Annotated in this window: 12 protein-coding genes and 1 pseudogene; 10 read left to right on the top strand and 3 right to left on the bottom strand. The window is 71.7% G+C overall.

The genetic code is table 11. The features are described from left to right. Window positions 1–82: 82 nt before the first annotated feature. On the bottom strand, window positions 83–1,309 hold the full coding sequence (locus ACWFR4_RS44960; RefSeq protein WP_116509084.1) for a cytochrome P450: 1,227 nt from the start codon (window positions 1,307–1,309) through the stop codon (window positions 83–85). Between the two features lie 162 nt (window positions 1,310–1,471). On the opposite strand from ACWFR4_RS44960, the gene ACWFR4_RS44955 reads away from it, so the two are divergent. From ACWFR4_RS44955 to ACWFR4_RS44910, 10 genes and pseudogenes are all read left to right on the top strand, one after another. Next, window positions 1,472–2,518, top strand: a complete 1,047-nt coding sequence (locus tag ACWFR4_RS44955; RefSeq protein WP_453464166.1) for a CaiB/BaiF CoA transferase family protein — start codon at window positions 1,472–1,474, stop codon at window positions 2,516–2,518. Window positions 2,519–2,645: 127 nt separating this feature from the next. Beyond that, window positions 2,646–4,295 carry a citramalate synthase gene (gene cimA, locus ACWFR4_RS44950; protein WP_453657316.1) on the top strand — a complete coding sequence of 550 codons (1,650 nt, stop codon included), beginning with the start codon at window positions 2,646–2,648 and terminating at the stop codon, window positions 4,293–4,295. A 17-nt stretch (window positions 4,296–4,312) separates the two neighbouring features. Next, a complete protein-coding gene (locus tag ACWFR4_RS44945) occupies window positions 4,313–5,344 on the top strand; it encodes a ketoacyl-ACP synthase III family protein (protein ID WP_453657314.1) in 1,032 nt (343 codons plus the stop codon). Between the two features lie 95 nt (window positions 5,345–5,439). Further along, a complete protein-coding gene (locus ACWFR4_RS44940; RefSeq protein ID WP_453464175.1) occupies window positions 5,440–6,429 on the top strand; it encodes an aromatase/cyclase in 990 nt (329 codons plus the stop codon). Further along, window positions 6,416–7,048 carry an antibiotic biosynthesis monooxygenase family protein gene (locus ACWFR4_RS44935; protein WP_453657312.1) on the top strand — a complete coding sequence of 211 codons (633 nt, stop codon included), beginning with the start codon at window positions 6,416–6,418 and terminating at the stop codon, window positions 7,046–7,048. The genes ACWFR4_RS44940 and ACWFR4_RS44935 overlap by 14 nt, the downstream gene beginning before the upstream one ends. A 118-nt stretch (window positions 7,049–7,166) precedes the next feature. Next, complete coding sequence (locus tag ACWFR4_RS44930) at window positions 7,167–7,346, top strand: acyl-CoA carboxylase subunit epsilon (protein ID WP_453464181.1); 180 nt, start codon at window positions 7,167–7,169, stop codon at window positions 7,344–7,346. Window positions 7,347–7,474: 128 nt separating this feature from the next. Further along, entirely contained in the window at window positions 7,475–9,220 is a 1,746-nt protein-coding gene (locus ACWFR4_RS44925) for a fatty acyl-AMP ligase (RefSeq protein WP_453657310.1), read from the top strand. Further along, window positions 9,217–10,962, top strand: a complete 1,746-nt coding sequence (locus ACWFR4_RS44920) for an acyl-CoA dehydrogenase (protein WP_453657308.1) — start codon at window positions 9,217–9,219, stop codon at window positions 10,960–10,962. Before ACWFR4_RS44925 ends, ACWFR4_RS44920 begins: the two co-directional genes overlap by 4 nt. 38 nt (window positions 10,963–11,000) lie before the next feature. Further along, window positions 11,001–12,251, top strand: coding sequence for an acyltransferase domain-containing protein (locus ACWFR4_RS44915; RefSeq protein WP_453657306.1), 1,251 nt, complete (start codon window positions 11,001–11,003; stop codon window positions 12,249–12,251). 109 nt (window positions 12,252–12,360) lie between these two features. After that, window positions 12,361–12,912 (top strand): annotated as a pseudogene (locus ACWFR4_RS44910) (4'-phosphopantetheinyl transferase family protein); the annotation flags it as partial. Between the two features lie 177 nt (window positions 12,913–13,089). On the opposite strand, the gene ACWFR4_RS44905 reads toward ACWFR4_RS44910, so the two are convergent. Both ACWFR4_RS44905 and ACWFR4_RS44900 read right to left on the bottom strand, forming a co-directional pair. Further along, window positions 13,090–13,704: a response regulator transcription factor gene (locus ACWFR4_RS44905; RefSeq protein WP_453464192.1), complete on the bottom strand. Its 615-nt coding sequence runs from the start codon at window positions 13,702–13,704 to the stop codon at window positions 13,090–13,092. Window positions 13,705–13,724: 20 nt separating this feature from the next. Beyond that, entirely contained in the window at window positions 13,725–14,936 is a 1,212-nt protein-coding gene (locus tag ACWFR4_RS44900) for a sensor histidine kinase (RefSeq protein WP_453657304.1), read from the bottom strand. Between the last annotated feature and the right edge of the window lie 177 nt (window positions 14,937–15,113).

The following is a 15,113-nucleotide window of genomic DNA, read 5'->3' as shown; positions in this document are numbered from 1 at the left end:
CTTTTGGTGGTGGGGGGGGGCTGCGGGGGGGGGGCGGCCCGGGCTCGGGGGGGTCGGCGGCCCAGGCGCGGCCTTGCTGGACTCACCACTTCACGGGCAGCTCCCACAGCCCGTAGATCACGGCCCCTTCCTTGCGGGGTATCTCCAGGAAGGGCTTGGCGAGTTCGAGGGTGGGGATGCGCTGGAACAGCTTGCTCCACACGATCTCCAGCTCCAGGCGGGCGAGGTCCGCGCCGATGCAGTGGTGCACGCCGTGCCCGAAGCCGAGGTGCTTGCGGCTGCCGCGGGTGATATCGAGCTTCTCCGGCTCGGGGAAGACCTCCGGGTCACGGTTGGCCGCGAGACCGAGGCAGAGGATGCCGTCGCCCTTGCGGATGACCTGGCCGCCGATCTCGATGTCCTCCAGGGCGACCCGGGGCACCGCCGTGTCACCGATTGTGGCGTACCGCACCAGCTCCTCGACGGCCGGCTTGACCAACGAGGGGTCGGAGAGCAGGAGTTGCAGCTGGTCGGGGTTCTCCAGGAGGCAGGCGGTACCGAGCGAGATCTGGCTGGCGGTGGTCTCGTGGCCGCCGTTCATCAGCAGCCGCACCATGTTGAACAAGTCGCGGTCGGTGTACTCCTCGCCGGACGCCTCGTAGTCGGCCATCGCGCGGCTCAGCAGATCCTCGCCGGGCTCGCGCTTCTTCAGCTGGATGAGGTCGTTGACGTACTCGTTCACCTCGACGATGGCCGCCTGCCGCTCCTCCGTGGAGCTGTGGCCGCCGAGCAGCGCCGTGCCGTGCTTGATGAAGAACTCGTGCCGGTCCTGCGGGATCCCGAGGAGTTCGCAGATGACCGTCATGGGCACCGACAGCGAGAACGCGTGGTGGAAGTCCACGACGGGCGTCATCGCGAGGAGCTTGTCGAGGTGGTCGTCGACGATCTCCTCGATGCGCGGCCGCAGCCGCCGCACCTGCCGGCTGGTGAACGTCAGAGCGGCCTTGCGGCGGGTGTCGCTGTGCTCCTTGCCGTCGTATCCGATGAACGACGTCTCGGTGCGGTACTCCGGCGGAGCGATGAAGTAGAAGGGGAAGTTGTCGTGCTTGCGGGACGCGCTGACCCGCGGGTCGGTGAGCAGGCGGCGGATGGTCTCGTAACCGGCGACCGTCCATATCCGCAGGCCGGATCCCCTGAGCGTGACCTGGGAGACGTCCTTCTCGACGATCTCCTCGTACTCCTTCGGGGGCGTGAACGGGCACTGCCGCGCGTAGGGAAAGGGTTTGGTCTCCGCCTCTGCGGCGCCCTGCTCCGTGGCACTGGTGGTCACAGTGAATCCTTCCTCCTGGGGGAGTTTCCTCATGAAGAACCGGACAGACAGCAGTTCTTGGAGCACGCTGCCAGCGCGCGCTCGGGCACAGGTGGAGTCGGCGCCGCCCGCGCTCCAGCCGGGCGCGAGAGGGGTTCGGGCGCGCCTCCCTAGCCTCACGGCATGGGCATAGCGACAAGTGAGGGCCGGTCCCGCGGGACCGGCCCGCTGAGCGGGCTGCGGGTGGTCGAACTGGCGGCGATCGGGCCGGTGCCCTTCGCCTGCATGATCCTGGCCGATCTCGGCGCCGAGGTGATCCGGGTCGACCGGGCCGACGGACGGCGCTCCTTCGAAGAGTGGCACCAGGAACTCGACCGGGGCCGGCACCGTATCGCCCTGGACCTGAAGAGCCCGGACGATGTCGAGGAGCTCCTGAGTCTTCTGGAGAGCTCCGACGTCCTGGTCGAGGGCTTCCGGCCGGGCGTGGCGGAGCGGCTCGGCATCGGGCCGGAGGTGTGCCTCGAGCGCAACCCGGCGCTGGTGTACGCCCGGATGACGGGCTGGGGCCAGGACGGGCCGCTCGCCGCGGCCCCCGGACACGACATCAACTACCTCGCCCTGACCGGCGCCCTGTACGCGATCGGCGAGTCCGGCGGCCCGCCCGTCGTCCCGGTGAACTTCCTGGGGGACTTCGGGGGCGGCTCCATGTTCCTGCTCGCCGGTGTCCTCGCGGCCCTGTACGAACGCGGTTCGACCGGCGCCGGCCGGGTCGTCGACGCGGCGATCGTGGACGGCGTCGGCGCGATGCTCGGCATGCTCGTCGGCATGCGGTCGGCGGGACAGTGGCGGCACGAACGCGGCACGAACCTGCTCGACGGCGGCGCCCCGTTCTACACCTGCTACGCGTGCGCCGACGGCGGATACGTCGCGGTCGGCGCCCTCGAGGAGCGCTTCTACGCGGCGCTGCTCCACGGCCTCGGACTCGACGCGGCGGCGCTGCCCGACCGTGACGACCCGCGCAACTGGCCAGCTCTGCGACGGGAGTTCGCGAACCGCTTCGTCGGCGCGACCCGCGACCACTGGGATCAGCGCTTCGAGGGAACCGAGGCGTGTGTGACGCCGGTCCTGAGCGCCGCAGAGGCCGCCTCGCATCCGCACCACCAGGCACGCGGCAGCGGCCCCGCCGCAGCGGCCCCGCGCTTCAGCCACGCGCCCGCCCAGTACCACTGACGACGGGCGTCTCCGGTCCCGCCGCGCGGTCCATCACCGCTCGAGCCGTTCTCCGGTCCGCCGCCGGACGGTGGGCTCACCATCCGGAGGCCGGTATCACCGGCGCATACAGGACAAGGGAGGGGCGATGGCCGAGCAGAGCTTCCAGCTCTACGACACGACCCTGCGCGACGGCGCCCAGCAGGAAGGCATGGTGCTGACGGTCGAGGACAAGCTCGCCGTCGCACGTGAGCTCGACGGACTCGGGGTCGGCTTCATCGAGGGCGGGTGGCCCGGGGCCGTACCGAGGGACACCGAGTTCTTCCGCAGGGCCCGCACCGAACTCGACCTGAAGCACGCCGTCCTCGCCGCGTTCGGAGCCACCCGCAGGCCCGGCGTACCGGCCCCCGTGGACCCGCAGGTACGGGCCCTGCTCGCGGCCGAGACCCCCGTGGTGACGCTCGTCGCCAAGAGCCACACGGGCCATGTGCGCGACGCGCTGCGCACCACCCTCGCGGAGAACCTCTCCATGATCGGCGGCACGGTACGCCACCTGGTGCACGCCGGGCGGCGGGTCTTCGTCGACGCGGAGCACTACTTCGACGGCTATCAGCTCAACCGCGAGTACGCCCTCGCCGTCGTCCGTACCGCGGCCGAGGCCGGCGCGGAGACCGTCGTCCTGTGCGACACCAACGGCGGCTCCCTGCCCGACGAGGTGGCGGCCGTCGTCGCCGAGACCCGCGCCCTGACCGGCGTACAGCTCGGCATCCACTGCCACAACGACACCGGCTGCGCCGTCGCCAACACCATGGCGGCCGTCGACGCCGGCGCCGTTCAGGCCCAGGGCACCGCCCACGGCTACGGCGAACGGTGCGGCAACGCGGACCTGTTCACCGTCATCGCCAACCTCGTGCTCAAGCGCGGCCGCGAGGTCGTCCCGCTGGAGCGGCTGGCGGGCCTGGCCGCGACCGGCCGGGCCATCGCCGAACTGACCGAGCTGCCCGGCAGCGGATCCGCCCCCTACATCGGCGAATCGGCCTTCACGCACAAGGCCGGACTGCACGCCTCGGCCCTGCGGGTCGACCCCGACCTCTACCAGCACACCCGCCCGGCACTGGTGGGCAACGCGATGCGCACGCTCGTCTCCGACATGGGCGGCCGCTCCTCCATCGAGCTCAAGGCGCGCGAGCTGGGCTACGACGTCGAGGCGGGGTCCGACGAAGTGGCCCGCGCCGCGACCCGCGTCAAGGAACTGGAGAACTCCGGCTACAGCTTCGAGTCCGCCGACGCCTCGTTCGAACTGCTGCTGCGCGAGGAGCTGACGGGCGCCCCGCGGACCCAGCCGTTCGAGGTCGAGTCGTGGTCCGTCAGCGTTCTTGGCGTCTTGGGGGTGCACGGCGACGAGGTCCGCACCGAGGCCACCGTGCACCTGTCCGTCCAGGGCCGGGCCATCACCGCGACCGGACACGGCAACGGTCCGGTCAACGCTCTGGACACCGCGCTGCACGCCGCTCTCGACCCCTGCTTCCCGGCCCTGTCCCGGCTGGAGCTGGTCGACTACCGGGTCCGCGTGCTCAGCGGCGAGACCGGTAGCAGCGCCGACGCCCGCGTCCTCATCTCCTACCAGGCCGGCAGCCGCCGCTGGGGCACCGTCGGCGTCGGCGCGAACACGACCGCGGCCAGCTGGCACGCGCTGCTCGACGCCGTCCACTACGTCCTGCTCGACGAACCGCCGGGCCAGGCCCCGGACGCGACCGCCCGCCGCGTCATGGCCTCGGTCGAACCGATCCGCCCCTGACCTTCCTTGGAGAGACTGTGCGTCTGGAAGACGTCTACATACGGGGGACCTCCACACGGCTTCCCACCCGCATCACGATCGCCGAAGCCGTCGCCTCCGGGGCCTGCCCGCCCCGGACGGCCGCGGCCACCGGCATGGAGTCGGTGGCCTACTCGCCCGACGAGTCGGCTGCCGAAATGGCCGCGGCCGCCGCACACACCGCTCTGAGCCGGGCCGGCACGCACGGCGGCGACGTGGATCTCCTGCTGCACGCGGACACCTATCACCAGGGCCAGGACCTCTGGCCGGTCGCCTCGTACATCCAGCGCGAGGCACTCGGCAACACCTGCCAGGCCGTCGAGATACGGCAGATGTCCAACGGCGGGCTCGCCGCCCTCGACCTGGCGAGCGCCTACCTCACCGCCGGCCACGGCCACAGCGACGCCCTCATCACCACCGCCGACCGCTTCTGCGCCCCGGGCATCGACCGCTGGAACACCGACCCCGGAACGCCCTACGCGGACGGCGCCACCTCGCTGGTGCTCTCCCGGCGCGGCGGCTATGCCCGCCTCGTCTCGCTCGCGCTGCACGCGGACCCCGACCTCGAGCCGCTGCACCGCGGCGACGACCCCTTCACCAAGGCACCGTTCGGCCACCGCATCCCCGTCGACTTCGAGGCGGCCAAGCGTGCCTTCGTCGGCCGCGCCGGAATGTCGTACGCGATCTCCCGGGCCCACAGCGGCCAGCAGACGGTGATCAAGCAGGCGTTGGCCGACGCCGGCTCCGAACTCGCCGAAGCCGACTGGGTGGTACTGCCGCACTTCGGCAAACGGCGCCTGACGTCCATCTACTACAAGCCGTTCGGCATCGACCCCGCCCGCACCACGTGGGACTACAGCCGCACGGTCGGGCACCTCGGCGCGGGCGACCAGTTCGCCGGCCTCGACCACCTGACCGTCTCCGGGCGCGCGGCGCCCGGAGACCGGGTCGTCCTGGTCAGTGTCGGTGCCGGATACAGCTGGGGCTGCGCCGTGCTCGACATCCTCGAACGCCCCGACTGGGCCCAGTAGTTGACCACGGGTCCACCGGTTCTCCAGTCCCGCTCGATCACCTCATGCCAACCTTGTGATCCGCCCTGCAGCGGACAGTCCGAAGGGAATTTGCCGTGGCGCCGACCACCACCACGTCCGAGACCGCAGCGCTCCACGTCACGGAGCACTCCATCACCGTGGCTGCGTCTCCCGCCGCCGTGTACGCGCTGGTGGCCGATGTCGCCGAGTGGCCGCAGGTGTTCGGCCCCACCGTGCACGTCGAGGTGCTCGAGGAGGCCCCCGCCGGAGGCGGCGAGCAACTCCTGCGCATCTGGGCCGTCGCCGGCGACAAGGTGCGCACCTGGACCTCACGCCGGGTCCTGGACCCGGCGGCCCGCACCATCACCTTCCGCCAGGTGGTCACAGCCGCCCCCGTCGCCGAGATGGGCGGCGAGTGGCGCGTCCAGGAGCTGGAGGACGGCACCACCCGTGTCACGCTGCTGCACGACTACCGTGCCGTGGGCGGCGACCCGGCCGCCGAGGAACTCATCGAGAAGGCCGTCGACGGCAACAGCCGCGCCGAGCTCCTCGCCCTCAAGAACACCGCCGAACTGGCCGACGCGCGCGAGGAACTCCACTTCACCTTCAGCGACTCCGAGACCGTCTTCGGCGCGGCCGGCGACGTCTTCGCCTTCCTGGACCGCGCCGACCTGTGGCCCCAGCGGCTGCCGCACGTGGCCCGCCTCGACCTCACCGAGGACGAGGCCGGCATCCAGCACATGGACATGGACACCGCGAGCCCGGACGGATCGACGCACAACACCACCTCGGTCCGCGTCTGCTTCGAGGACCGCAAGGTCATCGTCTACAAGCAGCTCAGGGTGCCGGTCGCGATGAGCGGCCACACCGGACGCTGGGTGATCGAATCGCTGGGTGACGGCAGCGTCCGGGCCACGTCGTGGCACACCGTGACCCTGGACCCGGGCGGTGTACGCACCGCGCTGGGCCCCGACGCCACGCTTGCCGAGGCCCGCGCTCTGGTGCGCAAGGCGCTCGGGACCAACAGCTCCACCACTTTGCGTCATGCCAAGCAGTTCGCGGAGGAAGCGCGTGCACAGTCGTAGTCAGGACACACCGCTCACGGTGGTCAACCGGTTCGAGGTCAAGGGCGACCCCGCATGGTTCGAGCGCGAGTTCCGGGATCACTCCCAGTACCTGCGCAGACGTGAGGGCTTCGACTTCCTGGTGACCGTCCAGCTCGTCGAACGCCCTGACGTGTACGTCCACCTCGGGCACTGGCGGACGATGCGGGGCTTCCTCGACACCGTCCACGACGACACCTTCCAGACCCACGTCAAAAAGCTCGGCCCGCTCGTCAACACCGAGGTGGACCAGGCCGTGAGCGTGGAGCGGGTGCTCAAGGAGAACGCCGTCGTGGGAGCGGAGAACGTCATCCTGACCCAGGCCAGGACCTTGGGTGCCACGTCGTCCTCGTTCGAGCGGCTGTTCGCCGAGACCAATGAGCACTTCGACCGGCTCGGCGGCTTCGGCGGCAGCGATCTGCTGCGCTCGACGCTCCGCCCCGACGTCTACACGGCCATCCAGTGGTGGCGGGACACCGCGGACTGCGAGCGGGCCCTGGCGGACAGCGGTCACCGTGCGCTGGCCGAGCAGATGCGCCGCACCGCGGACGTCGAGGTGGCACGGAGCCGGCACGTCGCGTACGAACGCGTCGTCGTCTGACACCAGCGGCACTCCACCCGCACCGGAGCCGAGGACCATCAGGTCCTCGGCTCCAACGCGTCCGGGGCACGAGCCCGCTTCTAGCGGGTGCGCGCACAGTGTCCTCATGGTGAACCAGATGCGTATCACTGTGGTCCGCGGCCTGCCCGACGAGGCCGAGCTGGCGGCCGTGACCGCCGTGTTGCTTGCCCTCGTGCGGCACGCGGGTGAGCCCGACGACGAGACCAAGGCCGCGTACGCGGGCTGGACCGTCAAGGGCGGCGGACACGTGCCCCGCGCCATCGGGGACACGCCGTGAACGCAGGTTCTCCGTACATCCACCGGCGAGGCGCAGGCCTCATCCAGGGGCACACCGCCGCCTCGCCGACAGCAGAGCCGGCCGTCGGCCGTCCCCGGGGACGACGCCACGGCACGGGAGGGGGAGGCGTGAGCGGTCACCAGACCTTTACGGAGCACATCCAGGACCGGGCGGCCGAGACGCCGGACCAGGAGGCGTTGATCCTCCTCACCGAGCACGAGGGCACCTTGCGGCCCGAGACGATCACCTACGGCCAACTGGACGGCCAGGCACGCCACTTGGCGGCCGTACTCGGCCGGCACGTCGGCCCGGGGGACCGGGTGCTCATCGCCCACCGCTCCCGCGCGCTGTTCGTCACGAGCTTCCTCGCCTGCCTGTACTCGGGAGCGATCGCCGTCCCCGTCGCCCCGACCGGCGGGCACGGCCACCACGACGACCGCTTCGCCGGCATCCTGAAGGAAGCCGCTGTGGCGTGCGTGCTCACGTCCACCACAGAAGCGGCCGACGTCTCCCAGCTGCTCGCCCGCACCGGACACGGCGACGTGGTCTGCCTGCCGGCCGACGGCCCCGCCGCGGCGGCCGCCGCCGGGCCCTGGGAGCCCTTCGCGCCGGACCCCGACACGGTCGCCTACCTCCAGTACACCTCCGGCTCGACCCGCGACCCGCGCGGCGTGATCGTCACCCACCGCAGCCTGCTCGCCAACCAGCGCGCCATCCAGGAGGCACTCGGCACCCGCCCCGGCACGCGGCTCGGCGGCTGGCTGCCGCTGCACCACGACATGGGCCTCGTCGGCCAGTTGCTGCACGCGCTGTGGCTCGGCGGCACCGCCGTCCTGCTGACCCCGACCGCGTTCGTCAAGCGTCCGGCGAACTGGCTGGAGACCGTCTCGCGGTACGGCCTGACCGTCAGCGCCGCCCCCGACTTCGCCTACGAGATGTGCGTACGCCGCGTCAACGACACGCAGATCGCGGGCCTCGACCTGTCCGGCTGGGAGACCGCGGTCAACGGGGGCGAGCCCATAGACCCCGCGACGCTCGAGGCGTTCGCCGAACGGTTCGCCCCCGCCGGGCTGCGCCCCGGCGCCCTGACGCCCTGCTACGGCCTGGCCGAGGCCACCCTCATCGTCTCCGGCACGCGAACCGTCCCGGCCCCGGCCGGGCGTGCCGTGGACGCCGCCGCCCTGGAGAGCGGCCGGCTGACCGACCCCGTCGGCCCGGGGCGCACCGTCATGCACTGCGGCCCGCCCGCCTCCGTCGACGTACGCATCGTGGACCCGGACACCTGCGCCGAGGTGCCCGACGGCCGGATCGGCGAGATCTGGGTCCGCGGCGAGAGCGTCGGACCCGGCTACTGGGCCCGCCCGGCCGAGACCGCCGCGGCGTTCGACTGCCGGATCAGCGGCGGCGGCAGCGGCTACCTGCGCACCGGCGACCTCGGCGCCCTCCAGGACGGCCTGCTCCATGTCACCGGCCGGCTCAAGGACGTGATCGTCATCGCCGGACGCAATCTCTATCCGCAGGACCTGGAGCGTACGGCGCAGCAGGTCAGCGGCCTCTTCGGCGCCGCCACCGCCTTCGCGCTCCCCGGCGTCAGGGAACGGATCGTCATCATCCAGGAACTGCGCTCCGGCAGCCGCTACGACATCGACCTCGCCGGGCTCGCGGCCGCCGTCCAGCAGCGGATCAGCGAGGAGTACGAGATACGGACCGCCGGCGTCGTGCTGGTGAGGCCCGGCACGGTCCGCCGCACCACGAGCGGCAAGGTGGAGCGGGCGGCCATGCGACGGCTCTTCCTGCGCGGCGAACTCACCCCGCTGCACCAGCGGATGGAACCCGAGGTCGAACAGCTGATGGCGGCCGGGAGGCGGCGATGACGACAGCAGAGGTCCGGATCGACGCCCTGGAGCTGGCGTTCGGCTCCCTCGACGACCCTGGCAACCCGCTCGGCGCGGCCGCCCTGCTCGCCGCCGACGCGGCCGGCACGGTGCTGCCGGAGGCCGAGAAGGTCCTCGACGACTTCGGCCTCAACGCCGAGTTCGTGCCCGCCGACGTAGGGGGCAGGCTGGATCGGATGGACCTGCTCGGCCGGCTCCTGCGCCCGGTGTTCCGCCGGGACGCCTCCCTCGGTTTCGGCTACGGGCTCAACTGCTTCTTCGCCGCCACCCCGGTGTGGACCGCGGGCGACGACGAGCAGCGCCGCCTCGCCGCCCGGCTGCTCCTGAGCGGCCGGCGCCTCGCCGTGGCCCGCCACGAGGTCGCCCACGGGAACGACTTCGTCCGCGACGAGTTCACCGCCAGAACTGTCCCGGACGGTCTCGTCGTCGACGGCAGCAAGTCCGCCGTCGCCAACGCCTCACGCGCCACCGGCCTGGTCGTCTTCGCCCGCACGCAGGGAGCCGCGCGCGGGCGCAGCCACACCGTCCTGCTGCTCGACCGCGACGAGTTGCCGGCCGGCGCCGTGGAGAACCTGGCCCGCCGCACGACGACCGGAATGCGCAGCGCGGAGTTCGGCGGACTGCGGATCACCGACTGCCTCGTCCCGCACAGCGCCGTCCTCGGGAACGTCGGCGACGGCTACGAGCTGTCGCTGCGCTCCTCCCTGCTCATCCGAGGCCTCATCCCGTCCATCGTGCTCGCGGGCGCCGACACCGCGCTGCGCACGGTGGCCCGGTTCGCCAACCGCAGCCGGGCGGACGGCCGTTCGTCCCTCGACGTGCGGCACGTGCGGGACGTGCTCACCGGCGGCTTCCTCGACCTGCTGATCATCGACTGTCTCGCCCTGGTCGCGACCCGGGCCCTGCATCTGCTGCCCCGGCAGATGAGCGCCTACGCGGCGGCCGCCGCCTACCTCGCCCCGAAGCTCGTGGCCGAGAGCATGGATGAGATGTCGTCGGTGCTCGGGGAGGAGACGTTCGCCCAGGACGGCGCGTACGCGATGTTCCAGAAGCAGCGGCGCGACCTGCCGGTCACCTCGCTGGGGCACGCGGGCAGCGCGGGGCGGCAGGTCAGCATCCTGCCCCAACTGCCGTACTTCGCACGGCACGCCTGGTTCGCCGACCCCGAGCCGCCGCGGGACCTGTTCCGGCCGGACCGGCCGCTGCCGCCGCTGGACCTGTCCCAGCCCGCGCTGCTCGGTGACGGCGACCCGCTCGCCGCGACCCTGGTCGCCTGCACCGACCTCCTCGAAGCAGCGGAGCCGCGGTACGACGACGGCGCCGGCGACGGCCTGGGCGGCCCGGCCCTGCGTTTTCTCGCGCGGGTCCTCACCGGTGAACTCGCCGAGCTGAAGAAGGCGTTCGAGAACGTCGCGGAGGGCGACCGCGAGGCACTGTCCAGCCCGCAGAGCTTCGGCCTCGCCGACCGGTACACCCTGGTCCTCGCGGCGGCGGCCTGCCTCGGCGTGTGGCGCGAACAACGCTCCGCGCCCGCCGGCCGGGCGGACGCGTTCCTCGCCGCCCCCGCCTGGGTCACCGCCGTCCTCTACCGGCTGGTCGCACGGCTCGGGCTGCCGCTGCCCGACCGGCCCGTCGCCTCGCAACGGCTGGTGCTCGAAGAGGTCGTCGCACGGCTGCACAACCACCGCAGCTACGACCTCTACGCCTCGCCGCTCGCCTGACCTCGCCCCCCACCCCCCGCCCGACAGGGAGCACACCCATGCAGGAGCAATTCCCCGGCGCCCAGGAAGACTTCGCTGTCGCGCACCGCGAATGGCTGACCGAGAGGGTCGCCCACTACCTCGGCCACCCGGTGGAGGACAGCGTGCCGCTGACCGAGGAAGGCCTCGACTCGGTGGCGGCCCTCAGCCTTTACGGAGACATCGAGGAGGAGTTCGGCTCGCTGATCGAACCGGAGGACATCTGGGCGTTCCCCACCGTGCGTCAGCTCGCGAACGTGCTGGCGATGCGCGACGCCGGCCGGGGCGCCGGCCAGGTCAGGGCCGCGTTCGTCTTCACGGGCCAGGGCTCCCAGCACCCCGGGATGACCTCTGGGCTCTATCTGAACTCCACCGGGTACCGCACCTTCCTGGACGAGGCCGACGCGGCGATCCGCCCGTGGACCAAGGAGTCCATGGTGGAGCTGATCCTTTCCGACGATCCGCGGATCCACCGCACCGCGCTCACCCAGCCCGCCCTGTTCGCCGTCGAGTACGCCCTGGCCCGGACCCTGGAGGAGGCCGGGGTGCGCCCGGCGGCCGTCCTGGGCCACGGAGTGGGGGAGTTCGCCGCCGCCACGATCGCCGGCGCGCTGACGCTGGCCGACGCCGCGAAGCTGGTGTCCATGCGTGGCGCCTTCATGCAGTACCTGCCGCCGGGCGGCGGCATGATGGCGGTCTGCATCACCCCGTACGAGGCCGCCGAACTGGTCTCAGCGGAACCGGACGTGGGCATCAGCGCCATCAACGCCGCCAAGGCGATCGTGCTCTCCGGCGACCGAACCGCGCTGCACCGCATCGAGGCCCGCCTCGCCGAGCGCGGCATCCGCTGCCGCGACCTGGCCGTCTCGCACGCCTTCCACTCGCCGCTGATGGCGCCCGTGGTCCCCAAGTTCGAGGCCGTCCTGCGCAAGATGCCCGGCGGCACCGCCCAGGTGCCGTTCTACTCGACGGTGTACGGCCGCCTCACCACCGAGCCGCTCTACGCCCCGTACTGGGCCGAACAGATCACCGCCCCGGTCCGGTTCGCCGACGCCGCGCGGAGCCTGCTCGCCCAGCAGGCGCCCACCCACGTCGTGGAGATCGGCCCGCAGGCCGTCCTCACGCCGTATCTGCGGCGGATGGGCGGCGGCCTGCGCGGTCCCGCCTGCATCCCGGTGTGCCAGGGGCCGGCGAGCGACGCCGTCGACCTGGCCGGTGTGATCTCCGCCCTCGACGCCGGACCGCTGGCCGCGGCCCTGCCCGGAGCCTGAGGTGGGCGAACGGGTGGGACGCCCGTTGCCCGCGCCAGGACCCGGCGCACCCTGGGACGACATCCACGGTGAGCTGCGGCGCACCGGCACCGTCGTGCTCTACGCGTCGATGCCCGACTGGCTGCCGGCCGAGGGGACGGAGGGGGAGCTGCGCCGCCTCCTCGGCCGCGACTGGCGGCGCTACGAGAGCCTGGCCCAGCCCCCCCGCGCCCGGGAGCGGTTCGTGGCCTCCAGGCTGCTGCTGCGCTATTCGGCCGCGGCGGTCCTGCGCACCGCCCCCGACCTGGTGGACCTGGCCTACCAGCCGGGAGGGCGTCCGTACGTCCGCGGCTGCGACCAGATCGATGTCAGCCTGAGCCACACCGAGGAGATGATGGTCGTCGGGATCACCCGTCGCGGCCGTATCGGCGTGGACGTGGAACGGGCGGACCGGCGACTCGCGTACACCGGCTCGGAGAGCCAGGCGTGCACGCCCTACGAGAAGGCGCGCCTCGACGAGGGTGATGACGGGGTGCGCAACGACACCATGGTGCAGCTGTGGACGCTCAAGGAGGCGTACAGCAAGGCGCTGGGGCAGGGACTGCGGTTCCGCTTCACCGAGTTCGGCTTCGCGCTCGACGACGGGGAACCCCGGCTGACCAGACCGGACGGCTCCCGGGTACCGGGCGGCGAGTGGCAGTTCGGCACGTACCCCGCCGGGGCGGGGTACGTGCTGAGCGTCGCCGTCTGTGACGCGGGCTTCGGTGAACTCGTGGACCTGTCGGTCGGGACGACCCTGGACGACGGCATGTTCGACGCGCTGCTGGGCGCGCCCGGTCCGGCCCGCGGGCCGCGGCCGTCACGGCAGCCAGCCGGCCTCCTCGGCGATCCGGATGGCGTCGATGCGGTTGCGCGCGCCCAGTTTGCCGACGATGGCCGTGAGGTAGTTGCGGACCGTGCCCTTGGACAGGTAAAGGCAGCCGGCGATCTCGGCGGCGTCGGCGCCCCGGGCGGCGAGGCGTAGGACCTCCAGCTCGCGCGGGGACAGCGGGTTCTCCGGCGAGTCCCAGGCGGACAGCGCGAGCTGCGGGTCCACGACCCGGCGACCCGTCGCCACCGACCGTACGGCCAGGGCGAGTTGACTCGGCGGTGAGTCCTTGAGGAGGAAGCCGGACACCTGCGCCGAGAGGGCGCGGCGCAGCGTGCCGGGGCGCCCGAGAGAGGTGAGGATCAGTGTGCGGCAGCTGGGCAGCCGTTCATGGAGCTCGGCTGCCGCCGTGAGCCCGTCGATGCCGGGCAGATCGATGTCGATCACCGCGACGTCGGGCTTGGACTCGAGTGCGGCCGCGACGATCGTGTCGCCGCGGTCGACGGTGGCTACGACGTGCAGATCCGGCTCCAACTGGAGCAGCGCGACGAGCGCGCCCTGGATCATGTGGACATCCTCGGCGAGAAGGATCCTGACGGACAACATCTTTACCCCCGTGAGATGTGTCAGGCTACGGCGGTTCTCTCCGGGCGCGTGGGCTCGAACACCAGTAGCTCGTTCTCGTCGTGGCCCGTGGGTCTGAGCGGTGCCCAGACCTCCAGGTGGAACCGGCCGTCCTCCCGCAGGCCCGCGGAGAGCCCGCCGCCGATGGCGGCGAACCGGCAGCGCAGGTTGTCCAGCCCCGTGCCGCCCGATCGGGCGGTGAGGAGGTCGCGCTGTTCATGCGGATGGTCGTTGGTCAGTCCGAGACGGACCGTTTCTTCTTCAACCTCCGCCTTGATGGTGCACACGCGCACCTGGCTGTGCCGGAGGATGTTGGTGACCCCTTCCCGCAGCGCCGTGGCGAGCACGGTGTCGACCACCGGGTGCAGCCGCCCGCACTCCACGTCGACCTCCGCGCGGATGTCGGCGGCGGAGAGCACCGTCCCCGTGGACTCCGCCTCCTCGATGAGTGACATGTTGCGGTACCCGCTGGACACCAGCCGTACGTCGGCCAGGGCCTGCCGCGCCACGTGGAGGACCGCGTCGGTCTCCTGGCGGGCCTTGTCCGGGCGGGTGCTGATCAGACGCTGGATCAGCTCACCTTTGAGCGTGATCGCGGAGAGGCTGTACCCGAGCAGGTCGTGCAGGTCCCGGGCGAACCGCAGGCGTTCTTGCGCGACGGCCATCCGGGCCAGTTCCTCGCGGTTCTCGTGCACCTCGCTGACCAGGTCGGTGAGCCGGGTCAGGCCGTAGATGACGAGGCCGGTGAGGGTGCTGGCGATGGTGAAGTAGAGCACCAGGTCGACCGGGGCCCCGGCCAGCACGTTGTACACGGGGATGAACGCGATCAGCAGTCCGTAGCTCGGCCAGGCGAACCGGGCCGGCAGGGTCAGCAGCAGCGAGGCGGCCAACGGCCCTTCCATGCTGCCCCAGTTGATGCTGAACCAGGCGAGCGGTGCGAACGTGAGCACCGCCTGGAGGAGCAGGACGAGCGTCTTTCGCCGGGTGGGCCACCGGCGGGCCTGCGGCGAGGAGACGGCTAACTGTGTGCCGAACAGCGCCAGTACCAGCACCACGCACAGGACCAGTTCTCTCGTCGTGGGCCGCGTCCGCACCACGTTCAGTACAGTCATGGTGGCGTAACAGACCAGGGCCACGACGATGATCGCGCGAGCCAGCCGCGGGGCGGGCGCCTGGGACCGTGGTGAATACGGAACGACGTCCGTCGTCGGCATTGCCGCCTCCTCGCGAAGGGATCGGTAGTGGCCGCATGCTATGTCGTGTGGCTGGGGCTGAGCCAGCGAAAAGAACCCACGGGCAAAATGAGACGAAGAGGGGGAGTGGGTTGAGTTAGCCGAACGGAAGGGGGCGCGAGAGGAGTGCGAGCTCCACCCGTGTGTAGAAAAGAAGGC

Source organism: Streptomyces sp. NPDC055140, from assembly GCF_053607285.1.
Note: the sequence above shows the minus strand (reverse complement) of the source record. Positions and strands in the feature narration are given on the sequence as shown.